This window comes from Venatorbacter sp. C2-1, from assembly GCF_022832715.1.
Lineage (GTDB): Bacteria > Pseudomonadota > Gammaproteobacteria > Pseudomonadales > Oceanobacteraceae > Venatoribacter > Venatoribacter alkanivorans.
In genome coordinates this window covers 3978784-4005290 of sequence record NZ_CP094879.1, presented here as the reverse complement: position 1 = coordinate 4005290, position 26507 = coordinate 3978784, and the positions used below count along the sequence as shown (strand labels likewise).

27 protein-coding genes and 1 riboswitch are annotated in these 26507 nt (G+C 52.1%); of the genes, 16 read left to right on the top strand and 11 right to left on the bottom strand.

Going from position 1 to position 26507, the window contains the following annotated elements; all coding sequences use genetic code 11:
• The 4 genes from MT343_RS18025 to MT343_RS18010 all read left to right on the top strand — a co-directional run bounded on the left by MT343_RS18025 (position 1) and on the right by MT343_RS18010 (position 4112).
• Positions 1 to 1116: a PilT/PilU family type 4a pilus ATPase gene (locus MT343_RS18025; protein WP_145467872.1), complete on the top strand. Its 1116-nt coding sequence runs from the start codon at positions 1 to 3 to the stop codon at positions 1114 to 1116.
• A 420-nt stretch (positions 1117 to 1536) separates the two neighbouring features.
• Complete coding sequence (locus tag MT343_RS18020; protein ID WP_145467874.1) at positions 1537 to 2544, top strand: ABC transporter substrate-binding protein; 1008 nt, start codon at positions 1537 to 1539, stop codon at positions 2542 to 2544.
• A gap of 1 nt (position 2545) precedes the next feature.
• Positions 2546 to 3331 carry an ABC transporter ATP-binding protein gene (locus MT343_RS18015; RefSeq protein ID WP_145467876.1) on the top strand — a complete coding sequence of 262 codons (786 nt, stop codon included), beginning with the start codon at positions 2546 to 2548 and terminating at the stop codon, positions 3329 to 3331.
• Positions 3324 to 4112 (top strand): ABC transporter permease, encoded by a 789-nt coding sequence (locus MT343_RS18010; protein WP_225691082.1) that lies wholly within the window; start codon positions 3324 to 3326, stop codon positions 4110 to 4112. The genes MT343_RS18015 and MT343_RS18010 overlap by 8 nt, the downstream gene beginning before the upstream one ends.
• A gap of 64 nt (positions 4113 to 4176) precedes the next feature.
• Here MT343_RS18010 and MT343_RS18005 read toward each other — a convergent pair whose 3' ends face one another.
• The 10 genes from MT343_RS18005 to moaA form a co-directional block, all read right to left on the bottom strand.
• Positions 4177 to 7671 (bottom strand): hypothetical protein, encoded by a 3495-nt coding sequence (locus tag MT343_RS18005; protein ID WP_145467880.1) that lies wholly within the window; start codon positions 7669 to 7671, stop codon positions 4177 to 4179.
• Between the two features lie 275 nt (positions 7672 to 7946).
• Positions 7947 to 8294 carry a hypothetical protein gene (locus MT343_RS18000; RefSeq protein ID WP_145467882.1) on the bottom strand — a complete coding sequence of 116 codons (348 nt, stop codon included), beginning with the start codon at positions 8292 to 8294 and terminating at the stop codon, positions 7947 to 7949.
• A 190-nt stretch (positions 8295 to 8484) separates the two neighbouring features.
• Positions 8485 to 9141: a LysE family translocator gene (locus MT343_RS17995; RefSeq protein ID WP_145467884.1), complete on the bottom strand. Its 657-nt coding sequence runs from the start codon at positions 9139 to 9141 to the stop codon at positions 8485 to 8487.
• 138 nt (positions 9142 to 9279) lie between these two features.
• Positions 9280 to 9837 carry a GNAT family N-acetyltransferase gene (locus MT343_RS17990; RefSeq protein ID WP_145467886.1) on the bottom strand — a complete coding sequence of 186 codons (558 nt, stop codon included), beginning with the start codon at positions 9835 to 9837 and terminating at the stop codon, positions 9280 to 9282.
• Between the two features lie 521 nt (positions 9838 to 10358).
• The gene (moaE, locus tag MT343_RS17985; RefSeq protein WP_145467889.1) at positions 10359 to 10838 is read right to left on the bottom strand and encodes a molybdopterin synthase catalytic subunit MoaE; all 480 of its coding nucleotides are present in this window, start codon (positions 10836 to 10838) and stop codon (positions 10359 to 10361) included.
• Between the two features lie 2 nt (positions 10839 to 10840).
• Complete coding sequence (locus tag MT343_RS17980; protein WP_145467891.1) at positions 10841 to 11089, bottom strand: MoaD/ThiS family protein; 249 nt, start codon at positions 11087 to 11089, stop codon at positions 10841 to 10843.
• A gap of 9 nt (positions 11090 to 11098) precedes the next feature.
• Positions 11099 to 11584 carry a cyclic pyranopterin monophosphate synthase MoaC gene (gene moaC / locus MT343_RS17975; RefSeq protein WP_145467893.1) on the bottom strand — a complete coding sequence of 162 codons (486 nt, stop codon included), beginning with the start codon at positions 11582 to 11584 and terminating at the stop codon, positions 11099 to 11101.
• Positions 11585 to 11635: 51 nt separating this feature from the next.
• Positions 11636 to 12175, bottom strand: a complete 540-nt coding sequence (gene moaB / locus MT343_RS17970; protein ID WP_145467895.1) for a molybdenum cofactor biosynthesis protein B — start codon at positions 12173 to 12175, stop codon at positions 11636 to 11638.
• 336 nt (positions 12176 to 12511) lie between these two features.
• Entirely contained in the window at positions 12512 to 13126 is a 615-nt protein-coding gene (gene mobA / locus MT343_RS17965) for a molybdenum cofactor guanylyltransferase (protein WP_145467897.1), read from the bottom strand.
• A complete protein-coding gene (moaA, locus tag MT343_RS17960) occupies positions 13127 to 14194 on the bottom strand; it encodes a GTP 3',8-cyclase MoaA (RefSeq protein ID WP_145467898.1) in 1068 nt (355 codons plus the stop codon).
• Positions 14183 to 14356, bottom strand: a riboswitch (molybdenum cofactor riboswitch). (Overlaps the previous gene by 12 nt.)
• A 401-nt stretch (positions 14357 to 14757) precedes the next feature.
• Between moaA and MT343_RS17955 the strand changes: the two genes are divergently transcribed.
• The 6 genes from MT343_RS17955 (at position 14758) to MT343_RS17930 (ending at position 19423) form a co-directional block, all read left to right on the top strand.
• A complete protein-coding gene (locus tag MT343_RS17955; protein ID WP_222428506.1) occupies positions 14758 to 15591 on the top strand; it encodes a hypothetical protein in 834 nt (277 codons plus the stop codon).
• Positions 15592 to 15698: 107 nt separating this feature from the next.
• Entirely contained in the window at positions 15699 to 16436 is a 738-nt protein-coding gene (locus MT343_RS17950) for an endonuclease (RefSeq protein WP_243989430.1), read from the top strand.
• Positions 16437 to 16659: 223 nt separating this feature from the next.
• A complete protein-coding gene (locus tag MT343_RS17945) occupies positions 16660 to 17520 on the top strand; it encodes a hypothetical protein (protein ID WP_145467900.1) in 861 nt (286 codons plus the stop codon).
• Between the two features lie 8 nt (positions 17521 to 17528).
• Positions 17529 to 18317 carry a hypothetical protein gene (locus MT343_RS17940; RefSeq protein ID WP_145467902.1) on the top strand — a complete coding sequence of 263 codons (789 nt, stop codon included), beginning with the start codon at positions 17529 to 17531 and terminating at the stop codon, positions 18315 to 18317.
• Entirely contained in the window at positions 18314 to 18481 is a 168-nt protein-coding gene (locus tag MT343_RS17935; RefSeq protein WP_186435843.1) for a hypothetical protein, read from the top strand. The genes MT343_RS17940 and MT343_RS17935 overlap by 4 nt, the downstream gene beginning before the upstream one ends.
• A gap of 153 nt (positions 18482 to 18634) precedes the next feature.
• The gene (locus MT343_RS17930; protein ID WP_145467904.1) at positions 18635 to 19423 is read left to right on the top strand and encodes a substrate-binding periplasmic protein; all 789 of its coding nucleotides are present in this window, start codon (positions 18635 to 18637) and stop codon (positions 19421 to 19423) included.
• Here the strand turns inward: MT343_RS17930 and MT343_RS17925 are convergent.
• Positions 19417 to 20040 (bottom strand): hypothetical protein, encoded by a 624-nt coding sequence (locus tag MT343_RS17925; RefSeq protein WP_145467906.1) that lies wholly within the window; start codon positions 20038 to 20040, stop codon positions 19417 to 19419. The two genes, MT343_RS17930 and MT343_RS17925, sit on opposite strands and share 7 nt — an antisense overlap.
• A 105-nt stretch (positions 20041 to 20145) precedes the next feature.
• On the opposite strand from MT343_RS17925, the gene selD reads away from it, so the two are divergent.
• The 6 genes from selD (at position 20146) to MT343_RS17895 (ending at position 26496) form a co-directional block, all read left to right on the top strand.
• Positions 20146 to 21201, top strand: coding sequence for a selenide, water dikinase SelD (gene selD / locus MT343_RS17920; protein WP_145467908.1), 1056 nt, complete (start codon positions 20146 to 20148; stop codon positions 21199 to 21201).
• A complete protein-coding gene (gene mnmH, locus MT343_RS17915) occupies positions 21198 to 22295 on the top strand; it encodes a tRNA 2-selenouridine(34) synthase MnmH (protein WP_145467910.1) in 1098 nt (365 codons plus the stop codon). Before selD ends, mnmH begins: the two co-directional genes overlap by 4 nt.
• Positions 22296 to 22299: 4 nt before the next feature.
• Positions 22300 to 23163: a putative selenate ABC transporter substrate-binding protein gene (locus MT343_RS17910; protein ID WP_145467912.1), complete on the top strand. Its 864-nt coding sequence runs from the start codon at positions 22300 to 22302 to the stop codon at positions 23161 to 23163.
• A gap of 5 nt (positions 23164 to 23168) precedes the next feature.
• Positions 23169 to 23846 carry an ATP-binding cassette domain-containing protein gene (locus MT343_RS17905; protein WP_145467913.1) on the top strand — a complete coding sequence of 226 codons (678 nt, stop codon included), beginning with the start codon at positions 23169 to 23171 and terminating at the stop codon, positions 23844 to 23846.
• Entirely contained in the window at positions 23836 to 25365 is a 1530-nt protein-coding gene (locus MT343_RS17900) for a PhnE/PtxC family ABC transporter permease (RefSeq protein WP_243989429.1), read from the top strand. Before MT343_RS17905 ends, MT343_RS17900 begins: the two co-directional genes overlap by 11 nt.
• Before the next feature lie 135 nt (positions 25366 to 25500).
• Positions 25501 to 26496, top strand: coding sequence for an ABC transporter substrate-binding protein (locus MT343_RS17895; protein ID WP_222428507.1), 996 nt, complete (start codon positions 25501 to 25503; stop codon positions 26494 to 26496).
• Positions 26497 to 26507 lie beyond the last annotated feature (11 nt).

The window sequence follows — 26507 nt, the reverse complement described above, 5'->3', positions numbered from 1 at the left end:
ATGGCGATGGATAAGTTTTTACGCCTGATGGTGGAAAAAGGCGCCTCGGATCTGTTTATTACAGCCGGGGTTCCGCCTTCCATGAAGGTAAACGGTAAAATTATGCCGTTAAGCAAAAACCCGCTCAGTGCCGAGCAAACGCGCGAAGTGGTACTGGGGCTGATGAACAGCAAACAGCAGGACGAATTTGAGGAGAAAAAAGAACTCAACTTCGCCATTAATGCCAGTGGTATCGGACGTTTCCGTGCCAGTGCTTTTTATCAGCGTAACGTTTCCGGTATGGTGCTGCGCCGTATCGAAACCCGTATTCCGAGTGTCGATCAGCTCGGCCTGCCGGATATTATTAAAGAAATATCCATGGCCAAGCGCGGCCTGATTCTGTTTGTCGGTGCCACCGGTGCCGGTAAGTCGACCTCGCTGGCGTCGATGATTGGTCACCGTAATAAAAACAGTAAGGGCCATATTCTCAGCATCGAAGACCCGATCGAATTTATTCACCAGCACGATGGCTGCATTATTACCCAGCGTGAAGTGGGCTTAGATACCGAGAGTTTTGATACCGCCCTGAAAAACTGTCTGCGTCAGGCGCCGGATGTGATCATGATTGGTGAGGTGCGTTCTGCCGAAACCATGGAGCACGCCATTACCTTCGCCGAAACCGGTCACCTGTGTCTGGCGACCCTGCACGCTAACAATGCTAACCAGGCGCTGGAACGTGTGATTCACTTTTTCCCGCCGGACCGTCATAACCAGGTGTGGATGGATTTATCCCTTAACCTGCGCGCTATTGTGGCCCAGCAGTTAATTGCCACACCGGATGGCCGTTCACGCCGCGCGGTGGTGGAGGTTCTGCTGAATACACCACTGGCGTCGGACCTGATCCGTAAAGGTGAGGTGCACGAACTGAAGCCATTAATGGCCAAGTCCAACGAAGCGGGTATGCAGACTTACGACCAGGCGCTGTATGCACTCTACGAGCAGGGTGAAATCACCTATGAAGACGCCATTGCTCACGCCGACTCGCCAAACGATCTGCGTCTGATGATTAAACTCGGCTCCGAAGCCGACGCCGATCATCTGGATGGTGCGACACGTAATCTGCGGCTGCAGGACTGATTTCTCAGCCTGTAGTACGTCATTAATAAAGGCCTCACAGGAGGCCTTTATTTTTTCCGGTAAAGCAGTGCGCTGACAAAGCGGACAATACCTTCTTTTATTCTCCCCGCCATAAAAAGTATCAACAACTCAAACGAGCTGCGAATACTGCGCAGAAATTTGCACCCATATTGAGTCACGACTCAACCTTTATGCACCACAAGCAAGCATAAAGTGTTTTCTCGGTGCTATGGCGAAAGCTTATTTCTCGACAGGCCCTAGGCTCTCCTTTCAGCGACAGGGCGTTTTCTGCGTAAGGCGCAGGCTTACGAAAAATAAATCTGAACTCGGGTACGGTTATTGCTGATAGCGAATAAAACCTGTCCGATTGATCAGAATTTTCTGGAGCGGACAAACGACTTAAAAATCAGGAGAAAATCCATGTTCAAGAAACTGACCAAACCTTTATTGCAGGTTACCGCACTGGCGGCTGCGTTAGGCTGTTCGGCCATGACACTGGCGGCGGATAAGGTAACCTTCCAGCTCGACTGGTTGCCCGGTGGTGATAAAGCACCGGTTTATGTTGGTATTCAGCAGGGATTTTTTGCCGCGGAAGATCTTGAAGTAAAAATTGCCAGTGGTCGCGGCTCAACGGATGCCGTTACCAAAATGGCGACGGGCCAGTCGGACGTTGGTATTGCAGATATCGGCGCCTTAATGGCAGCCAAAGCGCGCGATGGCGTACCGGTATCGGCGGTACTGTCGTATTTTTCTCAGGCGCCCCATGCTTTTTTCACCCTTGAAGGCAGCTCGATTAAAACCCTTAAAGACGTTGCCGGTAAAAGAATTGCGACCTCTCCGTTTACCTCCTCCAATGCCTTTTTACCGCTGGTTTTAAAAGAAAATGGCATGGCCGAAGACAGTGTGACGCTGGTGAAATCGGACCCGGGAGCATTAAGCCCGATGTTGATGACCGGCAATATCGAAGGCATTATCGCCTGGGTCACCAATGTTGCCTTATTCGAGAAACAAGCGGCAGAAGCCGGAAAAACCCTGCGTGTTATTCCCTGGACAGAGGGCGGTCTGGATTTATACAGCTCATCCTTAGTGGCCGCCGATAAATTCCTCAGCGAGCGTCCGGACGTTGCCAAACGCTTTGTTAAAGCCTACGCCAAAGCCGTGCAATTCACCTATGCCCACCCGGATAAAGCCGGTGCCGATATTCACGCCATGGTACCTGAGGTGGATGCTGCGGTTGCCAGTGCACAAATCCGCAGTATTAACGGCCTGGTATATAACGAAGTAACCAGCAACGACGGTTTTGGTGCCTTAACACCAGAGCGTATGGCGTTAACCTGGAAGTGGGTTTCGCAGGCTAACGATATTGCCGCCGATGCTATGAATCCGGAAATCGCCGTTAACCGTGATTTTATGCCGGAGCAGAACTGATATGAGTAAGGCGTCAGAGCGTGCTTTTGTGCGCATGGAACAGGTTGGTCATTGTTATGATCCGGCTGCCGGCAATATGGCGGTACAACAGATTGATCTGGAAATTCACCGCCATGAATTTGTAGCGGTGGTGGGGCCGTCCGGCTGTGGTAAATCCACGCTGTTACGTATGGTGGCGGGGCTGCTGATTCCCAGCGCAGGGAAGGTCAGCGTGTTTGATCGTCAGGTTACTGAGCCGCGTGATGATGTCGGCATCGTTTTTCAGAAGCCGACGTTATTACCCTGGCTGACGGTGCGCGACAATGTGCTGTTCCCGCTGAAACATAAATACGGGCTGGTAACGGCCGCCGATAAAAACCGCGCCGAAGAATTACTGGCGATGGCCGGTTTATCACAGTTTTCGGCACGCATGCCGGATGAATTATCCGGTGGTATGCAGCAGCGTGTCGGTATTGTGCGCGCGCTGTTATTAAACCCGGATATTTTATTAATGGACGAGCCGTTCTCGGCGCTGGATGCCATGACCCGTGAACAGATCGGTTTTGATCTGCTGAATATCTGGACAGAAAACCCCAAGACCGTTCTCTTTATTACCCACTCAATTTCCGAGGCGGTGCTGCTGGCTGATCGTGTATTAGTGATGAGTCAGCGTCCGGGAACCGTACTGGATTTAATTGATATTGATATTCCGCGGCCGCGCAGCGCCAACACCATTAACACTCCGCAATTTGCTGAATTGACCGCGCGTATCAGAAAACACATTTATGAGCCGGAAGCCCATGCTTAAATCAACGTCTTTTCCTGTCCGCCAGTGGCTGCTGAGTTATGCGGCGGCGCTGTTCTTTATTACCTTTGTACTGTTATGGGAACTGATCTGCCGTTTCGGTAAGGTGCCTGTCTATATTCTGCCGTCGCCGGTATCGATTGTGAATGCTTTCTTCGACGTGGAATTCAGTCGCTGGCTGGAGCATCTGTGGGCAACACTGCGGGTGGCCCTGATGGGGTTTGCACTGTCGATCTGTATCAGTATTCCGCTGGCCATTGCGATGGTTCGTTCGGAAGTCTTATCGCGCACTATTTATCCGGCGCTGGTGGTGATTCAGTCGACTCCGGTGGTGGCGGTTGCACCACTGATTATTGTACTGATGGGCACCGGCGATATGTCGCGGGTATTGATTACCTGTCTGATTACCTTTTTCCCGCTGGTGGTTTCGGCGGCAACCGGCATGCTGGAAACACCGGAAGAACTGATTGAGCTGAGTAAATCATTACGGGCTCCGCGTTATCGTGAAACCTGGCAGATCCGCATTCCTTATGCCATTCCGCATATTTTCAGCGGCCTGAAAGTATCCATTACGCTGGCCATTATCGGTGCTGTGGTGGCGGAGTTTGTCGCTGCGGAAAAAGGCCTTGGTTACTTTATTCAGTTCTCAACCTCTTTCTTTAAAATTCCGCAGGCATTTGCCGGATTAATATTCCTTGCGGTGGTCAGTCTGGTGTTATTCAAAAGTGTGCAATGGGCACAGCAGTGGCTGTATCCGTGGAGTATTCCGAAGAATAAACGCTGAATCAGACAGAATGCTGCTGTTATCCGGGGTGATAACAGCAGCACGCTGTTTTGTCTGACCTGCTTCAGCCGATAAAACGCGCAACGATATCGCGTATTTTACGGGCTTTATCTTTGGCAAAAATACTGAGGAAAGAACGGCCATTATTCTGCTCTGCGAGCATTTCCACCAGAGTGGCACGATTCTCAGTATGCAGGAAGGCGGCACAGGACTTCAGCAGACCGTCATTGGCCAGCGCAATGACATAATGCCGGCAGGCTTCGAACTGACGGTTTTTAACGCAGTACAGCAGGATATGCTCAGGGCGGATATCCAGACGCAGCAACCACAGCAATAAAAAGGCCGCGGCCTGTTCTTCGTTGTCGTCTTCATCGGCCTCCAGCATGTCACTGAAGCTCATCTTGCCCTGCTTAACCTGATCGCTCAGATAGCCCTGAACGATGGTGTCACGTACCAGTTTAAAGCCACGGTAATTGTTATTAAAAAACAGTCGCGCCAGACGGTCGCGCTGTTCTTCATCCAGCAACCAGATAAAGCTGTCGACCCCGGTCATAGTGTACTCAGGAGCTTGCAGTTCCAGACCTTCACCCAGCAGATAATGTTCTGCCAGAGTGGCGGTTTGTTCATAACCGGCATTACCGTCCAGATAATTCAGAACCTGCTGATGCAGCTGCTGCAGGCAGGCTTCGCTGTCCAGCAGTTCATTGGCACGGGCTAAAATCTGAGCACGGTCAATACCGCCTTTAAATAATAATACATTGCCCCGGCAATTTTTCAGTTCCGCGTTCTGCAGTTCAGGGCCGGCGAATATTTCGTAGTCGTCACCCATATCTTCAACCAGCCAGACGCCGAGCCAGGTCATATCACCGGGAACAAAATCTTCCCGCGTGTGGTAGTCCGCTGCGATACGCAGCGGTTTTTTGCTCAGCACTTTGCTGTCGCAATCCAGTTGGGAGGAACCACTCTCGCTGGCCAGAATACTGTGCCAGTGTTTCAGGCTGAGGCGCAGGTTACGCTTCAGTGTGTAGCGGAAGTCGTGTTGCAGCTCGTCATTATTGCTGTAACTGAAGCGCGGATGACGCAGTTCCAGCAGACGATAAAACTGAATTTTATCGGCCTCGTTGATATAACGCAGTCCGTGTTGCAGCTCCTGTGCCAGCTTGCGGCTGCGGCTGCCGAACATCGAGGTGTCGGCATCATCAATGGCGGCATACTGATCGAGCCAGCTGATGTATTTCTCTGTATGGTAAGCCGGCTGACACTGGCTGAGCTGGAAGGCCATTAAATAGCCCCGGTTTATCCCGGCTTTTTCCAGTGCTTCGTAATGATTGATTTCCTGTAATACATCTGCAAATTCCACATCGTAACTGTCATCGGAAAATGCCTGCATCACCAGCCGTGTGACCCGTATCGGTGCCAGCGCGACCATCAGTTTCCAGATGCGTTTGGCTGGCACGCTGCAGGGCAGAGGCAGATGCTGCAACCAGAAGCAGATCAGCAGTATGCGCTGGTAATCATCGTCGTGGTCGTTGAGAAAGTAATAGCCATTCTGGAGTTCGCTGAACTGATTAAACGACAATGAACTGCGGCGGGTACAATCGTCACGGTGGGCATAGCGGTTGATCAGCCCGATCATCTGTTGCTGATTTAATAGCGGTTGCTGCGCGCAGAAATAATCGCGGAAAAGCTGTACCTGCTCCGTACTCATGCCACGGCCTTCCGGGCAGTAATGGCCGCCTTCAATATCAAAGCGCTTCAGTGGCAGGTTTGCGGCTTTTAACCATAAACTATCCTGCTGCAGGTATTCGGCCAGAACCGGAGTCTGCTCATCGGCAAAATTCTGCTGCCAGTCGTTGTGCAGAATAAAGGCCATCAGCGTAAAGTGGCCGATCTCCAGCTCGCTTTGTGCTGCATCGTCTGCCCAACTGGCGGGGTTGGCCAGAGTACGCTCTGAACCAATAAGTTGTTGTGCGCGCTGCAGCAGCGCTTTGCCCAGCCGCTCATCCATATCGCAGAATTCGCTCAGCAGGCTGTGCAATACTTTTTGTTGCAGCGCTTTTTCCTGATCTTCGGCCGGAATGCGGCTGAAACGGCGGAAATATTCGGCAGTGGTTAACAGCTCATCGTCGTCGACTAGAAGCTCGCGCATACTATCGGGGAATTCATCCTGCCCCAGTACGCGGTAAAAAATATCCAGCAGGCGCAGGTATTGCCGGGCGCGCTGTTCTTCACTGTCGGAGGTTAATACATCGGCAAAGTCTTCGGCGTCTTCGTCATCGCTTTGTAATTCGCGGCGTACGCTGTACAGAACGGAAAACAGGTCATCGCAGATGTCTTTGTTGCTGTCGCCAAAAATCAGCTCATCCTGTAAATCACGGTAAAATTCCGGCGCTGCTTTTTTGGCCAGTGGTGCAAGTTCGGTGACGGGCAATTGCTGCAGCGCATCCTGCTGGCTGCCATCATATACGTACTGCCACAGTGCTTCGCCCTGAGGCAGAGCGAGAATCAGTGGTTTAACCATGCGCAGGCCATCACCCCTGGTTTCTTCCCGCTCCATGGATTCCTGTGAGCGCAGATCACTGGCGGAATAACAGAATAACGGCGTGCTGCTCTGTGCCTGAATTCTGTTCTGCAGATCCAGTGCTTCGTCTTCAAGGCTGGCATGAATAAAATGCTGCTGGGCAAATTCTGCGCAATCTTCATCATCAAAACGGTCACCATCCATCGGCAACAGCGTCAGATAAAAATCCAGCACCGGGTTATGTGCCTCTTCATTATTATGAATCGACACCATCATTTTGGGCGTGTCGAGCAGACGCTCCTGCAGCGCCTGTTTAAACCACAGATATTCCTGTGGATTGGCACGCAGGTATTCTCCCAATGGCTGATAGTGGGTGTCGCTTCCCCATTCATGGCCAAACATCTGATAGCGGAACTGGTCGTTATCGCACCAGATATAGGCACTGATCACCTCGCGACACCAGCTATAGCGATGCACAATATCGGCAAGAAATTTATGATATTCGCCGGCATGCTCGTCATCCCAGTACGGGATAAAAAACTGAGCCAATAACGGCAGATTATTCAGATCGCTGCGCGCCAGTAAATACAGGGCTTCGGCGCCGAATACGTCCATATCATCGCGCCACATATCGTCCGTATCGTTATTGTCACGGGCATAGGCAACGATACTGCGGGCACAGCGTATAACCTGCTCTTGCAGTTGTGGAAACTGCAGCGCTAACGCAAAGAATATGGGCTCAGAAATATAGACCGGATCATCTTCGGCGATTGCCTCATGGGAAGATTCGCTGTAACCATCCGGCGTCAGACTCAGGGCGTCTCTGACATAGGCACGCAGTGTTTCATCGCGGATATCACTCAGTTGCAGACGGCGCTGGCTATTATTCTCAAGCGCAACAAATTCGATATTAAAAACCTGCTTCCTGAAGGCACTGCCATCTTCCAGATGCTGCTGGTACTGCAACAGCGCAGCAGCAACCGATTCACTGTCGTGTGGATTAAAAGCAATAAAAATAGATTTATCGAACTGATGCATGCGGTTCCCTGTAGTGGCAGCAGTGTCACAAGACACAGGCTGATGCTGTGCTGACTGTGCCTTCTGGTTGTAATGATAGCTTTCTCAAAAGAGAAGGGATAATAGCAGAGGATGACCGCTCAGGGCGTGTGAAGATGATAAAAATAGTAACGGCAGGTAAGGGGGCGGATAGCTGGGGAATGAACGCCGTCGTGACGGCAGTCGTCGTGCTGCCGTAAAAGATTATCTCTGTCTTTAGCTAGTGGCCTGAGCAGCGCTCTGCTCAGGTTCTTACTTCAGGTTGCATTCTTCTGCCGCTGACAGAGGATAAGTATCCCTATTCCGGTGGAGATTGCGCCCAGATAAGTCAGAGTCATGGATATATAACTTTTGACCAGCATAAATTCGGCCAGAGCCTGAGTATCCATAAAAGCTCCGGCCATAGAAATCATAAGATCCAGAGGTAAAAGAGAAAACATGATGACACCGAAGCTCAGAAGATGAGCCGCGCCCCCGCCCAACTGTTTATGAATTTTTATCGTAGCCGCTACAGCAAGGGCCAGCGGTGCAAACAGGATAAACAGAGCTATCAGCGTACCGATGGAGTTGGTTGCACTGGCGAAGAAAGTGTAATTGTCAGACATGGGTATGGTTTCACTTATTTCAGTAGCTTTACCGACTGATATTTTCTGCGGTACTGGAAAATATCAGTTGGGTTTATGAACCGTTGTATAAAGAGAGGGTACACCGAAGGTGAACCCTGGTTCAATAAATTCGGTACCTGATCCTCTGCTGCCAGTTTAACCGGGAAAACTGCAGCAGTCCGTCATGTTGTTACTGTTTAGTCCAAACTGATTTGACAATGCCAAAGCCAATGGCACCTAAAATTGCACCAGTCACTTTGTCGATATAGAACGCCATTCGGGTAAATTTATTGCGTACGTTGTTGTTGGATAATAAATAGATAATAGCCACATCCCATAGAAAAACGATAGCCGTCATCCAGGCGCCAAGAAGAATTTTGAACTTTAAGCTGATCTCTGGTGTAAGCGCAACAGTGAAGAGGCTAAGGTAAAATAACAGATTTTTAGGGTTTAAAATTCCAGACAGAAAACCAGTAATGAATTCTTTTGAAAAGGAAATCAGAGAGAATCTTTCAGTGCCTTCGGATGTGGCTGCCATATTCTGATATGAACTTCTGGGTGCCTTTAATGCATGAAACGCAATGTACATAAGGAAAAGACCGCCAACAACTTTAAGTGCAATCATTATGGAGGTTGAAGCTGAAAGAATTGCTCCTACACCAATAAGGCATAGGCCAATGTAAACGGCATTGGCAGAGGCAATCCCAAGCGCAACGCCAATGGCATTTTTACGATTTCCTTTTAAGGCACTTTTTACAACCAACACAAAGTCGGGCCCCGGACTGAGTAGCGCAAGGAAATGGGCGATTGCTACGGTAATGAAGATGCTGATCAAACTAAGTTCCATAGGGTTCTCTTCTTAATAAAAATTGATGAATTTCAGAGGAGTCTAGTACCATGTTGATTCGTGAAGGGCGCTCTGGCCTGAGCCCTTATCAGTTCTGCGATTTTATCCATGCTTATCCTGCGCTATTACGCGATTGGTTTACGGCTTTGGATGGTCACTCTTCAGCCGTCCATACATGGCTGAGTCAGAGACAATACCGTTGACTTCCCAGCGCTGTCTTAACAAACCTTCCCGGGAAAATCCGAGCTTCTCCAGCGTTTTTGCAGATGACTGATTGTCTGGATCGATCTCTGCTTCAATCCGGCGCAGCCCCAATACACTGAATCCGTACTGTATCAGGGCCTCGCCTGCTTCATTAATGTAACCCTTTCCCCAGGCTGCGTGGCCCAAACCAAAACCGATTTCGGCACGTTTGGATTCTGCGTCATAGCTGAATAGCATGCACTTTCCGATCAGCTCACCAGTGGATTGCAGATACACCCCGAGAACCAGCGATTCCTGGCGTTGCATCGAATCATTGCTCGCATTTATAAAGTCCAGAGAATCCTGAAGGGTTTTCCAGGGGGGCGTATTCCAATAGCGCATAACTTCAGGATCGGAGAAAATTTCCAGCAGGCTTTCCGCATCATTAATCACCAAAGGTTTCAGTGATAAGCGTTCGGTTTCAATAACCGGAAAAAATAATCCTTTGGGCATGCACGCCTCCATTTCGTTGGTAATCCTGAAATATCGCTCCCGTTAAAAATCAAGCGCCAGCGAAGGCCGTGCTTTGTTAAGACGGTGTGAGCAGCAGTAGCTAGCATCAGAGCAACTAGCTACGAGAGAAAGATTTAAGCTGGATAACGAGGGTACACTTAAGATGACTTGGTTATCAATAGTTTGTGTTAGGGCCTGTCGACACTAATTAAATAGGCCTGTTATCGGCTAAAAATATCTCAGGCAAGGCGCTGAGAGTGTGGCCTAACGGGTTAAGCGAGCGAACAGCAACGCAGAATGAGGTATTTTTAGCCATAACCCTTCGGGCTGAGGCCAGTTTTCCACATAAACGTCGTCGCTCGTCATTCATTTAGCCCGCTAATATCACTCCTCTCTCCTTGTTCTGAGAAAAACTGGCTCTCAGCAGGCCGGATTTACTTAGTGTCGACAGGCCCTAGCTGAACACCTGTGCCGGGCTGGCGAGAAGGCAGGAGAAGCTGGCGTGACGTTGTCGGAAACCCTTACTGCCACTTATCCAGCGCCTGCTTGTCTTTATCCAGCGCTTCTACCCAGCGCTCACCATCGCTGGTGACTTCTTTTTTCCAGAAGGGCGCACGGTTTTTCAGGTAATCCATTATGTAATAGCAGGCATCGAAGGCGGCTTCACGGTGTGAGCTGCTGACGCCAACAAATACAATCTGATCGGAAATCGTCAGGGTGCCAACGCGGTGTATCAGGCGCACGCGGTTAACGGGCCAGCGGGTACTGGCATCTGCGACGATTTGCTGCAGCGCTTTTTCGGTCATGCCCGGATAGTGCTCCAGCGTCAGGCCGCTCACTTGTGACCCCTGATTCATTTCACGTACCAGTCCGGTAAAGAACACCACGGCGCCGTCGCTGCGGTTATCTTTGCGCAGCTCTGCGTATTCATGGGCAACGTCGAAATCCGCCTGTTGCACTGCAATATAGTGTTGGCTGTTGCTGGCGTTTCCTGTACTCATCGTCAGCCTCCGGTCACCGGCGGGAAAAATGCCACTTCATCACCGCTGTTAATTGGGGTGTCTTCGTCGTTGATCAGTGTCTGATTGATGGCGGCCAGTGCGTGCCCCACTGCCAGCCGTTCTGCCTGCTGTGGAAAATGCTGTATTAACGCAGCGCGTACGGTTGCCAGGCTGGCTGGTAACGGCAGGTCGATATCACAGTGTGCGCAACCGAGTTGTTCGCGCAGGGCGGCAAAAAATAGAATATTCATAAACAGATTTTATCCTGTGCTGTCGGCCTGCCAGTGGCCGGTTTTTCCGCCCTGTTTTTCCAGCACACGAATGCCTTCGAGTACCATGGCCGGGTCAACGGCTTTGCACATATCAAACAGGGTGAGCGCGGCGACAGATACGGCGGTAAGCGCTTCCATTTCCACGCCGGTCTGGCCGGTGAGTTTGGCCAGACTGGTGATGCGCACCCGGTTGTGCTCCGGTTGTGCTTCAAAATCGACGGCCACTTTACTCAGCATCAGCGGATGGCAGAGCGGAATCAGCTGGCTGGTCTGTTTGGCGGCCTGAATGCCGGCAATACGGGCGACGGAAAACACATCGCCTTTATGATGTTCGCCAGCAAGAATTTTCTGCAGGGTGTCGGCGCTCATGCGCACGTAACCTTCGGCCCGTGCTTCACGCACCGTGGCGGCTTTATTGCTGACATCCACCATGCTGGCTTCGCCGCGCTGATTAATATGGGAAAATTCACTCATAAGCTTTCATTCTTAAATAATCACTCACAATATTGGCGGTATTTGTGTGCTTTAGCCGCGGCTGCCACAGTGGACGGTATTTTTTAACTGCGGTACAAAGTTGCATGGACGGTGGCGGCTGTCGAGCTGGGTCTGAATAATATCGTCCCAGGCGGTGCGGCAGGCATTGGTGGAGCCGGGCATGCAGAAGACGATGGTCTGGTTGGCCAGTCCGGCAATGGCGCGGCTCTGAATGGTGGAGGTACCGATCTGGTTGTAGGAAATCTGGCGGAACAGCTCACCAAAACCATCCACGGTTTTATCCAGCAGTGGCGTTACCGCTTCGGGAGTGGAGTCGCAGCTGGTAAAACCGGTACCGCCGGTAATCAGCACGGCCTGGGTCTTATCGTCGGCAATCCACTGGGATACGGCGGCGCGGATTTTATAGACGTTATCCACCACGATTTTTTTATCGCTTAAAAAGTGCCCGGCATCGGTGAGCTTTTCGACCAGCAGCTGGCCGGAGGTGTCGGTGTCTTCGGTGCGTGAGTCGGACACGGTTAATACCGCGATATTCAGCGGAATAAAATCTTCGGTAAAGGTTTTGGCCATGTTATGTCCTAGGGCCTGTTAACACTAATTAAACAGGCCTGTTATTGGTTAAAAATTTCTCAGACAAGGCGCTGAGAGTGTAGCCTAACGGGTTAAGCGAACGAACAGCAACGCAGGATGAGGAATTTTTAGCCATAACCCTTCGGGCTGAGGCCAGTTTTCCCCATTAACGTCGTCGTTCGTCATTCATTTAGCCCATTACCCATCTGCCCGGAGCAGATGGGCGCGAAGCCCGCAGGGTCAGAAACATGGATGTTTCTGACAATATCAATCCTCTCTCCTTGTTCTGAGAAAAACTGGCTCTCAGCAGGCCGATTCACTTAGTGTTAACTGGCCCTAGTAACGGGCGTATTTCGCCCATTCGTCCGGTGTGTTGGTATTGGTCAGTGCATGCGTGCCGGGAGAGGGCAGCTGCACGCTGGCAAAGGTATGAATTAACGAACCGACGGAACGCCGTGCTGCCGGATTCTGCAGTTGTTCGTTCAGCCAGTGCAGCAGTTCCTGACTGACCGGCAAATAAAGTGGCAGGCAGATCGGTAAAGAATCCTGCTGATAACAGGCGGCTTTACAGGCTGCTCGTCCGCTGCTGATCAGTTGCTGTAAATCCTGACTGCGGATATGCGGCATATCGACCGGCAGCAATATTAATTCGTCAATCTGATCGTTCAGTGCTGCCTTAACTGCAGCCTGAATTCCCGCCAGTGGCCCGGCTCCGGCAATGTCATCGGCCAGTATTTTATAGTGACAACCATCGGGTGCCGATAAACCCAGCTCCACCTGATGCGGCTGGCGGCTGAGCCAGAGCACAGTCGGTTTAAGGTCAATTAACTGTTGCCAGTTGCGTTCGCCGAGATGACGAAAACCTTTCACCGGCAGCAGGGCTTTATCCTGTCCCATACGCTGTGATGAACCACCGGCCAGTAATACGGCAGCAAGCTGTGGCGCGTTCATTCAGCCACCGATCATCGCAAAATGAGATATCGCGCCGGTGCGTCCGGCCTGCAGATAATGGCTTTCTTTTTTCTGGCTGAGCAGGGTACGGATATGCTGCTGTATGTCAGCACTGGCATGATGAAGCAGTGGCCGTAATTCATAGCCTTCTTCACCGAATAAACACAGGTGTAATTTTCCCTGAGCAGAAATACGCAGACGATTGCAGCTTTTACAGAAATCCTGACTGTAAGGCATGATCAGGCCGATCTGTCCGCTGAAGTGCGGGTGATAAAATTCCTGTGCCGGCCCGTCGTGGCTGCCGCGTAATTTCGGTTGCCAGCCATCCTGCAGTAACTGCTGTTTAATATCTTCACCACGCACATGCTGAGCGGCAAAAAATTCGGCGTTGTCGCCGGTCTGCATCAGTTCGATAAAACGCAGGGTTACCGGTGTGGCTTTTAACCAGTTTAAAAACTGGCCAAGGTCGCTTTCATTAAAGGTTTTCAGCAGCACCGCATTCACTTTAATGCGGGTTAAGCCAAGGGCGCGTGCACGTTCAATACCGTTAAGAATTTCCTGCAGTTTGTCGTGGCCGGTAATGGCCTGAAACTGCTGCGGGTCGAGGCTGTCGATGCTGACATTGAGCTGGTCGAGTCCGGCAGCTACCCAGTCATCAATCTGTTTGCTTAAACGGTAACCATTGGTGGTGAGCGCAACCTGCTCAATACCGGCGGTGTTTTTCAGGATGCGGATAATCTCTGGCAGGTCTTTGCGCAGACTGGGCTCGCCGCCGGTAATGCGGATTTTACGTGTGCCCAGAGCGGCAAAGGTCTGCGCCAGCGTGGCAATTTCATCCAGGCTGAGGGGCGCAGGCGTATCACTGCACTGGTAGCCATCCGGCAGGCAGTAATTGCAGCGGAAGTTGCAGACATCGGTTACCGACAGACGCAGATAGCTGAAGCGCCGGCCATGGGTATCCTGCAGCGTGGTGTCTGATGATTGCGGCACAATGCCGGTGGCAGACGCCGGTGCTGGCGGGATGTCGGCAACAGGCCGCAGGGGAATCAGCGGTTGTTGCGGTTTCATTGTTCACCTTTCCAAGAGTGGGAGGCCCGGGCATTTCTTTGCGGACCCTGGTGGCCGGACGCTGTGCGGTTGCAGTGCGTGGCGGTCACGGCTGGCGCGCCCTATTGCGGCTGTAAAACAGGTTGGCAACGTAGGCGCGGCAGCTCGGTGGTTTGACTCCAGTGTATGAGCTTTGCGCTGAAAGCTGAAGGCGAAATGTGCCACTTTTACCGGCTGCTTCAGGATTGGCAGGAGTGCGTTTCTGATTGCAGGCGCTGGCGTCAGTGCCTGCCAAGCCCCTCCCAACACTCTGTTGCGCATTTGCATCAATCCCTTATGAAGGGCCTGACAGCGCTGCAGCTCCCGTTGTTGCTGATATTTTACATTGTTCTGGCAGGTGGATCAGGCTGTTCTGGCAGGCGTTGTTACGCCTCTCTATAGCGGCTGTTAAGGTGCGCGCGAATGAGACTGGCCGGTATCTCTTTGTGGCCTTTGGCTTCACTCCGGTGTTGTTCATCGGGCACAAGGCTCCCCGGTACCGCCGGTCTCTGCTGTTCACACCTTCTTTTTCCTGGTAGTTACTTATGTTGTTAAAATCTCTGCGCCAGCGGATGGCCCTGCTGTTGACGCTGCTGGCGTCGGCTTTTTTCTCGTTTTCTGTTCAGGCGGTCACCACTCTGCGTACTCAGGGGCAGTGGTATGGCTACTGGGGCTGGAACAATGCCACGTATTCCAACAGTGATATTCACTTTAAAGGTGATGATCACGATTTCACGCTGTACGGCGTTAAAGCCCGCGACCGTCAGAATCAGGTGTCGTGGAATGAGGTTTTCCATTCTTATCTGAATCCCGGCCGGCTGACGATTCCACAGTACAACTGGCGTGTTGGTTATTTTGTTGCTGATAACTGGTCGGTATCGCTCGGCTTTGATCATATGAAGTATGTGATGGTGCAGGATCAGACCGTCGATATCAGCGGTACTATTAATCGTCCCGGGTTTGAGCGCACCGACCCGGCCCGTGGTCAGCAGAAGCTCAGCGCTGATTTTCTCGATTATGAGCATACCGACGGCTTTAACATGATCTCGCTGGAAACCGAGCGTTTTCTGCCGCTGTGGTCCTGGGGCAATAAAATGGATCTGGCGGTATTTGCCGGTTTGGGTGCCGGCATTCTGTATCCGAAAAGCAACGTTAAACTGCTTAGTGGCGAACGTAATGATGAGTGGCATGTCGCCGGTTATGCCACCACGGTTAAAGTGGGTGTTGAAGCCACGCTGTGGAAAGGCTTCTTTTTCCGGTTCCTCGGTAAATATGGTCATGCCGATATGGATGATGTGCTGACCAGCAATAAAGGCGATAAAGCCGATCAGAGTTTCTACTTTGATGAATATATTGGCGTATTCGGTTATCGCTTCTGAGGCTGACGCTGCTTAAATGAGCTGGCTTTACGCACGCTCACACGGCAAACCGTGACGCCCTCCGGGCGGCAGTGATACATTGCGCGCTGCGAAACCGGAGGGCAAAAATGATCATGCGTTTTACTGTCAGGCAGTGTGCGGTTGCCCTGCTGTTATTCTGTTGTTTACCTCTGCAGGCAGAGCAGGCCAGTCAGGCCGATGACCGCCAGTCCGGTCCGCAATCCTTCCGTGAAGCCAAGCGTATGGCGGCTAAGCTGTACGCCAGTCTGCCGGGTGGCCAGCGCACCTTTTATTGTGACTGTGCTTTCTCCGGCAAAGATATTGATGCTTCGGCCTGTGGTTACAGTGCGCGTAAAAATGCCAAACGCGGTGCGCGGCTGGAATGGGAACATGTGGTTCCTGCCTGGGAGTTTGGCCATCAGTTGCAGTGCTGGCAGAACGGTGGCCGCAAGAACTGCAGTAAAAACGATGCGCAATTCCGCCGTATGGAAGCCGACCTGCACAATCTTGTGCCTGCTGTTGGCGAGTTAAACGGCGACCGTTCCAACTTCCGTTTCGGTATGCTCGAAGGGGAGCCGCGTGTCTATGGCCGCTGTGATTTTGAAGTGGATTTCAAACTGCGCCGTGCCGAGCCGAAAGACGACCGCCGCGGTGATGTGGCGCGGATTTATTTCTATATGCGTGACCGCTATGGCCTGAAAATCAGCCGCCAGCAAACTCAGCTGTTTAATGCCTGGCATAAGCTGGATGCAGTGGATGATGCCGAACGTGAGCGTGACCGCAGGGTCAGCGCGTTGCAGGGGAATGGTAATTGTTATGTGCGCAGTTGTGATAATAAAAAGTAATAACTATTGGGTTTGATAACAGCAAATGAAAGGGGTCATTCCAGCGTTATCCTGCGCCACCGGAAGTTGAGCATTATAAGGCCTGTATTGTCATTTCTGCGCGGTAGACATTCCTGATAGTGCGCAGTAATCTGGCTGCGATCAGTGGTGCAGGGAAAGCATCAGCAGTGCCCGGATATTTTCCGCACCGGCCAATAAACTGCCATTTATCAAGGAAGAGACCATGCCGAATTTTAATTCTGCCATCGATACAGCCGCCCGCTTTGGCGACATCCCTTTTGTTGAATTTACCCAGGAACTGATTACCGGCGTGTTCGACTCGCTGGTCGAGGCGCATATTCTGCAGGTTGAAGAATATGCCGAATTTGTTCAGACCCTGACGCAGGATTTATCCAGTTATATCAACAACACCAACGACGGTGTCAGCTTTGATGAAATCAGCGATTTTGTGCTCAAGTACGAATTGCCGACGCTCAGCGAAACCGAGCTGGAAGCCGTACTGAACAGTCTGGAAGCGCCATCCACATCCTCGCCGGTTAATGCGGCCCAGCCAGCCACAACCGATACCTGGTGGGGTGGGTTGATGAATGCACTGGCGCCGGCGGTGGATTCGCTGGTCGATAAAATTGCCGACCCGTCACAGCACGATGATCTGCAGGCACTGGCGGCCTATAACAATGGTGTTACCAGTACGCTGCCAAATTATCAGCAGATTCACGATGCCATTGCCTCGCTGATTTCCTCGAATAAATACAGCGTGCTGCAGAATATGGCGCAGCAGGGGATGATGCGTCTGGTGGTAACCGAAGGTGAAATCGAAACCAAGATTACCTTTTCCACCTGGCAGGAACGTGAAAGCACACTGGAAACCAAAAACAAAACCCGTGCGCGCCAGGCCAGCAGAACCAAACTGCGCAAAGGTGCTTTGGGCGCTTTCAAAAAAGCCAGACGCAAAGAGCGTCAGCGTCAGGTGACGGTGAATACCGCCAAAAGTTACCAGCGTGATACCAGCGGCACCAAGGTTGATATTTTTGGCCGTGTGCTGATCCGCTTTAAAACCGATTATGCGCCGCTGAACGGGTGAGGTGATTTGTGTCTGACTTTCAGTATGTCAGTCTTGGTTTTGCGGAGTTTGTCGGCCAGCTGCTGACCGAAACTTTTGAAGCCACCATTAACGCGCAGCAATACCAGCTGCGCCGTTATGCTGAACTGCAGGCGGCCATCGATCTGCCCGACGAGCAGTTTCTGCTGCAGTTTATCGATCCGCAGCTGGTGCTCACGCGCGAAACACTCATTGCCGGTAGCCCTATTGCCCGGCAGATGATTGTTCCGCCCGAGCGGCAGGCGTTTATTCTGGAGCTGACCGAAGAGTTTGAGGAAGAGTCGGTTATCTTTAAAAACCGTCTGACCAACTATGGCTTTGAAGCATTGCGCGCAGTAATTGATGAGCAGCTGGTGGCTGAACAAAAAGCCAGCCTGCAGGCGCTGCTTAATCGTATGGAGCAGGCGCGGCTGGTGGTCGACAGTGGTGAAATTAATGCCAAGCTGGAGCTCAGCAGTCTGTATCAGACCGCGAGCGATGCAACCGCCGAAACGGCAGCGGGCAATGATGGTAAAACAGCGGTCAGCGGCGTTAAGCGTCTGGCGGCATCCGATGCCGTGCTTAACACGACGCTGGTCAACAGCACGCTGAGCAGCGGAGTAAAAGAGCTGGTGGATGCTGAAACACTGGAGAAGACCCTGTTTCTCGATGGCGCCACGCTGGATAAAACCCTCGCGGCCACGGCCGACAGTCCGGTACGCATCAGTGCCAAGCCCCTGCCCAGCAGCACCAGCAGTTCGGTGTATTCGCAGGTCACTATCCGTTTTAAAACCGTATGACGCCGGCACAACAGCAGCAATTGCAGTTACTGCTGGCGGAACTGGCGCGTCTGGGTCCGGTGGCCGAAGCCTGGCTCAGACGTCAGCCTGATAAGGTCATCAGCATCGAAGTTCATACTCCCGGCTTACCTCCTCTGACCGTGGAATGGCAACGCTCATCCTGAGTGATATTTGTCAGCGGTCATTCCTGTATTTTGCCTTCCATCCCCTAACGCTGAACTATTGTTTTTTTAACATTGTTTGCGGCTGTGCGGCCGCTGAACATTAGCCATGGCCGATGGATTGGTCTGTCGGCCGGTATGTAACAGGAGGTGGTTATGCGTGCGTGGTGTTTTTGTGTCTTGCTTGGGCTGGCGCTTAACGCCGGCGCCGATTCTGTGGCCGGGTTTACGGCCAGTCATATCAAAATGGTGAACGTGGTGGCACCGGAATGGCCGGAGTTCACCAATAAAGATGGCACCGGCCTGTACTGGGATATTCTGCGCGCGGTGTACGAGCCGGCCGGCATCCGCGTTAAACCGGCAACGGTGCCCTGGAACCGGGCGCTGAAGATGGTAACCGAATACCGGGTGTATAACGCCATCATCGGAGAGACCCGCAACAGCAGTGAACCACTGCTTTATCCCCGTTATGCCATCGATGTGGAATACCTGTCGGTTGTTTACCCACTCAAGGCCCGCATAACCTGGAAGGGGCTTGATACGTTAAAAGACAAAACCGTGGGCTGGATGAAAGGCTATGACGTAATTCCCGGCAAACAACGTAATTTTAAACTGCGTGAGTTCCGTAGCAGCGCCGAAGGTCTGCAGTGGTTACAGCAGGGTAAGATCGACATGATGGTGGATGAATGGGATGCCATTCAGCTGGCGCTGGAAGAGGCTGGTGTGGGCATGGATTATTTTGAGGTACAGGATGTGCCCTACGGCCGCGATGTGTATGTCGCCTTTGCTGAAGGGCCGGTGTCGGAGTATCTGATCAGCGAATATAACCGCCGTATTCCCGAGCTGATAGCCAGTGGTGAGCTGCAGGCGCTGTACGACAAATGGCAGGCGGGCGAAATGCCCGCGCAGATAAAGGCACTGATGAAAACGGCCAGCGCTCAGTAGGTCAGGCCAGCACCCATAATCGGCATGCAAGCGGAGCTGCCACCCAATTCGAGGCAGGTGGCACCAAGATTAAAGGTGATCCGCTTGCGGTGTATTTTCATGCCGACATCAGCTTGCCAGTACGAGTAAACGCTGCTGTCTGAAACAATGTCGAACCACAGATCGTCTTTATCTTCGCTCGACAGGTTGTCTGGCCCATCCCAGTAAACCCGGTTATAGCGCAGATTACCGTACCACTCCGCCTTACCTTTGCTGTAGCTGAACAATGGCCCCAGATAAAAGCCCTTGCTGTTCGCCAGGTCGGTGGCACTGAACAGCCCGGCCAATCCGGCTACTGACCAGCCCTGTGCCTGATTTAACAGACTGTGCTTTATCCATATGGATTGGTTTATGGTGATCTGCTGTTCAATGGCGACACCGGCGTCAGTGTTCTCCCCCAGAGCCGCTGCGAAACTGACAGAGGTTGCCGGTGCGACATAGGCGCTGAGCTGGACATTACCTTTGCCCAGTGAGCGGGCGCTGGTCGGGGTTGTCAGTGGCGCGACAGAGCATGCACTGAGCGTTATCACTGCCAGACTGAGGATTGGCAAAAGAAGCGTAGGGCGTTGGAAATTCATCGTGGTTTGCAGACCGGTAAAGGCAAAGGCGGCGGATCATACTCCCTGTGCCTGAACGGTACATTAACGTATCATTCGGCCCCAGTTTTCTTTACCGGGGGCAATATGAGTTCACAGGTTTCTGCCGACAATATCCGTCTGACCGAATACAGCCATGGCGCCGGATGCGGCTGCAAAATATCACCTAAAGTGCTCGACAGCATTCTTGCCTCGCAGCTGACATTGCCTACCGATGCCAATCTGCTGGTGGGTAACAGCAGCAAAGACGACGCTGCCGCTTACGATATCGGTAATGGTCAGGTGATTTTAAGCACCACCGATTTCTTTATGCCCATTGCCGATGATCCCTTCGATTTTGGCCGTATCGCCGCGACCAATGCCATCAGTGATATCTACGCCATGGGTGGCAAACCGTTAATGGCGATTGCGATTCTTGGCTGGCCGGTAAATGTGCTGCCGCCTGAAGTCGCGCAGCGCGTGGTCGACGGTGGCCGTCAGGCCTGCGCGGATGCCGGCATTATGCTGGCCGGTGGTCACAGTATTGATTCGCCGGAACCGATTTTTGGTCTGGCAGTGACCGGTCTGGTACAGAAAGACAAACTGAAGCAGAACAACACCGCAACCGCAGGCTGCAAACTCTATCTGAGCAAGCCACTGGGTGTGGGCATTCTGACCACCGCGCAGAAGCAGAAAAAACTGCGCCCGGAGCATGAATTCCTTGCCCGTGATGTGATGTGCCAGATGAATAAAGTCGGCGCCGAAGTCGCACAGCTTGAGGGTGTGGAAGCCATTACCGACGTTACCGGCTTCGGTTTAATGGGGCACTTGCTCGAGGTGTGCGAAGGTAGTGGTGTGAATGCGGTGTTGTACGAGCAACATATTCCGCTGTTGCCACCGGTACGCGACTATATTGCCGAGGGTTGTCTGCCCGGCGGCACCACGCGTAATTTTGATTCCTATGGCGATAAACTGGCGCCGTTAACCGACGAGCAGAAAGCGCTGTTCTGCGATCCGCAAACCAGCGGCGGTTTATTAATTGCCGTACAGCCAGAGCAAGCCGCAGCGCTGGAACAGGTATTAACAGCCGCCGGGGTATACGCACAGTGCATTGGTGAATTAACCGCCGCACGCAGCGATTACCGTGTCGAGGTTCAGGCATGAGCCGTCCCGATACACAGGATTTTATCCGCCTGTTTTTAACCGATACGCCAATGATGGATACCCGCGCGCCTCTGGAATTTAAAAAGGGCGCGTTTCCGCATACCGTCAGCCTGCCGCTGATGACCGATGCCGAACGGGCGAAAGTCGGTACCTGTTATAAACAGCAGGGTCAGGATGCCGCTATTGTGCTGGGTCATCAGCTGGTGGGCGGCAAGGTAAAACAACAGCGGCTGGAGCAATGGCTGGCATTTGCCCGTCAGCATCCGGATGGTTATCTCTATTGTTTCCGTGGCGGCCTGCGCAGTCAGATCGTACAGCAGTGGCTGAAAGAAGCCGGCTGTGATTACCCGCGCATTACCGGTGGCTACAAAGCCATGCGGCGTTTTTTAATTGATACGCTGGAGCGCATTGCGGCCGATGGCCAGTTCCGCGTACTGGCGGGTCATACCGGCTGCGCTAAAACCGATTTATTAAATGCTTTGCCGCACAGTATTGACCTTGAAGGTATTGCCCATCATCGCGGCAGCACTTTTGGCAAACGCCCGGCCGGGCAACCATCGCAGATTGATTTTGAAAACAAACTCGCGGTGGCGTTATTGCGTCAGGATCATGCGCATCCGGGGCGCCGTATTCTGCTCGAAGACGAAAGCATGCTGATTGGCCGCTGTGCGATTCCGGAATGTCTGCGTCTGCGTATGCTGGCCGCACCACTGATTATTGTTGAAGCCTCGCTGGAACAGCGGGTCGAGCACAGCTTCCGTAATTATATTCTGCATAAACTGCAGGAGTGGCAGCAGGCTGAAGGCGAAGAGGCAGGCTTTGCAGCTTTCCGTGATGACCTGACCAAATCGCTGCAGAAAATTCAGCGTCGCCTTGGCGGTGTGCGCTATCAGCAGCTTGATGATTTATTGCAACAGGCACTGAACGAACACGAGCAAACGGGCGATAACAGCCTGCACCGCGAGTGGATCCGCATTATGCTCAGCGACTATTACGACCCGATGTACGAATACCAGCTGACGCAGAAAAAAGGCCCGGTCGAATTCCGTGGTTCAGCTGCTGAGATTAACGACTACCTGAAAAATAATGAGTAAAACCATGAAAAAGACCTTTAAGTTTGCCGCAGCAGCAGGCCTGCTGCTGAGTACCTTTTCCGCATTCGCCGATACCTTCGTATTTACCGCCATTCCGGATGAAGATGAATCGCGCTTACAGCAACGCTTTAATAAAGTGGCCGATTATCTTTCGGCACAGACCGGCGCTGAGGTGAAGTACATTCCGGTAAAATCCTACGCCGCCGCTATTACCGCATTCCGTAACGATCAGGTACAGCTGGCCTGGTTTGGTGGTTTATCCGGCGTGCAGGCGCGTAAGCTGGTGGCCGGTTCTGAAGCCATTGCTCAGGGCTATGAAGATCAGTTCTTTAAAACCTATTTTATTGCCAATAAAAGCGCCGGCCTGAATGCAGAAGAAACACTCTCAGCGGCACTGAAAGGCAAAACCTTTACCTTTGGTTCCAAAGGTTCTACTTCCGGCCGTTTAATGCCGGAGTTTTATCTGCGCGAACAATTTAACGCAGCTCCAGAGGATATTTTCTCGCGCGTTGGTTTCTCTGGCGATCACAGTCGTACCATTGCTCAGGTGCAATCAGGTGCTTATCAGGTCGGTGCGGTTAATTACACCGTCTGGGATAACGAGCTGGCGGCCGGCAATATCGACCCGGAAAAAATTCAGGTGATCTGGACCACACCAACCTATCCGGATTATCAGTGGACTATCCGTGGTGATGTGGATGCCCGTTTCGGTAAAGGCTTTAAAGAAAAAATGCGCAAAGCCCTGCTGGAAATGAAAGATAAAGACCTGCTCGCCAGCTTCCCGCGTGAATCTTTTGTACCGGCCAGTAACGACGATTACGCGCCGATTGAAAATACCGCCCGTGCGATTGGCCTGCTGGAAGACTGATAACCATGAGTGTGAACGCGGATGCCGCTATCCTGTTTCAGTTACAGCAGTTTGATCTGACGCTGGGTAAGCACCGCGTTCTTCATGACATTAACCTGACTGTTCGTCAGGGCGAAAAAATAGCCATTATCGGCCCCTCCGGTGCCGGTAAATCCAGCCTGCTGGATGTTCTGTACCGCCAGCAGTCACAGCAGATTGCCCTCTGCCCACAACAGGGCGGGCTGGTGGATATGCTGTCGGTGTATAACAATATTTTTATGGGTGGGCTGGAGCGCCACAGCAGTGTTTATAATCTGCTGAATTTAATCCGCTCATTTAATACCCCGCGTGCAGAAATTCAGCAGCTGTGTAATGAGCTTGGGTTGGAAGATAAACTCTGGCATTCGCCAGACCGGTTATCCGGTGGGCAACGTCAGCGGGTGGCCGTTGGTCGTGCGCTGTATCGTAAGCAGCCGGTATTTCTTGGCGATGAACCGGTCTCTGCCCTCGACCCGCTGCAGGCCGAAAATATTCTGCAGTTATTAATCAAACGTCATAACACCCTGCTGGTCAGCCTGCATAACCGCCGTCTGGCACTTGCCCATTTTGATCGTGTGCTGGCGTTGCGCGCGGGTGAACTGGTTTACGATGGCCCGGCCGCAGCGTTAAGCAGCAATGATCTGGACGCTTTTTATGCGGCCTGATAACGACGCCTTAATACTGCTGAACCGTTTGCCCGGCGTGCGCCCGGCGCACAGCAGTGGCCGTCTGTTACGCCGTATTTCCCTGTTATTTATTGCGATTGCCCTGGCTTGTATATTTCTGGCCGATCTGGCGCTTTATCCGACCGACCCATGGCGTGAACTCGGGCGTATTGGCTGGGGCTTTATTACCCCGTACTGGGCTGACAGCAGTACGCTGTTCAGTGCGCTGGGCCAGACCGTTGCCTTTGCCTTACTGGCACTGATCATTTCAGTACCGCTGGGCTTAATGCTGGCAGTGTTTTATCACTGGCGGCCGGTGCGTATGCTGGCGGCGGCGGTACGTTCAGTACACGAAATATTCTGGGGGCTGCTGTTTATGCAGCTTTATGGCCTCAGCGCCACCACCGGGTTGCTGGCGATTTTAATTCCTTACACCGGTGTTTTTGCCAAAGTATTTGCCGAAATGTTTGACCGCCAGGCGCCAGAGCCTGCGCTGGCTGTTTCACCTTTCAGCAGCCGCATCAGCCGCTATGCCTACACCTTAATTCCACAGAGTCTGGGCGAGATGCGCAGCTACTGCCGCTATCGTTTTGAGTGTGCGTTACGCTCCAGTGCCATTCTTGGTTTTATTGGTTTGCCAACACTTGGCTTTCATCTGGAAACTGCATTTAAACAGGGGCAGTACAGCGAAGCCGCGGCTTTGCTCTGGGTGTTTTTTATATTAATTGCCAGTATCCGCTTCTGGTTACGTGGCTGGTTATTACCTGTCTATGCGGCATTGGCACTCTGGTTGTTACCCCAGTCGCCGCCACTGGGCAGCAGCTATGCGTGGCAGTTTATCAGTCAGGATATCTGGCCACGGGCATTACAGCAGGGTGATCTGAGCGCGGCTGCGATCTGGTACTGGCGCGAATTCAGTCAGGTGGCCTGGCCGGCATTATTGCAGACGCTGTACCTTACCCAGATTGCACTGGTGCTGACCGGTGTGATTGCGCTGCTGTGTTACCCGCTGGCCAGTCAGGCGATCAGTGGCAGGGCCATGCGCTGGCCGGGGCGGTTATTACTGCTGATTATGCGCTCTACGCCGGAAATGATGATCGCCTTTATTCTGCTGTTACTGCTCGGGCCTTCCGGCTTACCGGCGGTGCTGGCGCTGGCATTACATAACGGTGGTTTAATTGCGTTCCTGCTCGCCAACCACAGCGAACAGCAGCCACAGCGTGCCGATGATCCGAAGGGGATTAACCGTTACCTGTATCTGCATACGCCACGCTTATATCCGGGGTTTCTTGCCTTTTTATTTTATCGCTGGGAAGTCATCCTGCGCGAAAGCGCGATGATGGGAATTCTCGGTATTGCCACCCTGGGTTTTTATATCGACTCTGCGTTTGAAGAAATCCGTTACGATAAGGCCTTCTTCCTGATTGTGGTCGCTGCCGCACTGAATATTCTGATCGACAGTCTGTCGCGCCGAATCCGCCGCCGGGCCGGTGCAGATCTGTCGGCTGGCGTTGGATAATGGTCTGAAATAATTCAGATTCCCGGGCCGCTTTCTTTACCTTCAATTAACCCCTCCTTCACCTACTAAATCAGGATACTGAGGCCAGCAGTCACATGGTTAACTCCGGAGTTAATTTCTGCCGGAGAGAATACTATGGCAATAAGAACAGTAAGCCGTTATATGCTGCTGGCACTCTGTATTGGCTGTGCAACCAGCAATGCCGGGCCGCTGAAACAGGTGGCCGTTATTCAGAGTTATCATCCGCAATATAATTGGGATGCGCAGTATCTGCAGGCACTGCAGGATAATATGGGCGAGAAATGTCAGCTGACGGCATATTCAATGGACACCAAGCAGCTGGCTAAAAGTGACTGGCCGGAAAAAGCTGCCGAAATACAGCAAAGCATACGTCGCCTGGCTCCGGAACTGGTGATCATTGGTGACGATAATGCATTCTCGCTGATGGCTGAAAGCATTGCCGGAATGGGTATACCTGTGGTCTTTCTTGGTGTTAATGGCGGCCGTGCCCAGTATCCGTTTATCGATAACCCGTTAATTACCGGTGTACTGGAGCGGCCATTCTTTGTGCAGAACGTCCGCCATATGCGTAAGGTTCTGAAACGCGACAAACATTTTCTGATTCTTACCGACGACTCACCGACCATGAATAATGCCATCGGTGAGTTTTTTGGTGATGCCCGTACGATGGTTATTCATGGTACGCAGGTCGATGTACTAATGACCAATAACCGCGAGCAATGGCTGCATGCAATAAGCTCTGCTTCTGAGCGCGGTATTGATGCTGTTATTGTCGGCACCCATCACACCATTCACGATCATAACGGGCAGCATGTCAGCCCGGATGCACTGATGAATGAAGCCTGGGGACAGGCGAAAGTGCCGATTTTTTCATTGTGGGATATTTTTGTTGGTGAGCATAAAGCCGCCGGTGGCTTTACCGTCTCGGCTTATCAGGAAGGCGTTACTGCTTCACGTCTGGCAATGATGATTCTTAACGGCACTCCGATATCCAGTATTAAGCCTCTGAATTCACTCAGTGGTCATTATGTTTACAGCCGTAAAGGTATGCAGCACTGGAACATTCACCTGTCGTCGCTGACGGCTTCGCAGACCACCTTTATTGAATAAATCCGGCATAT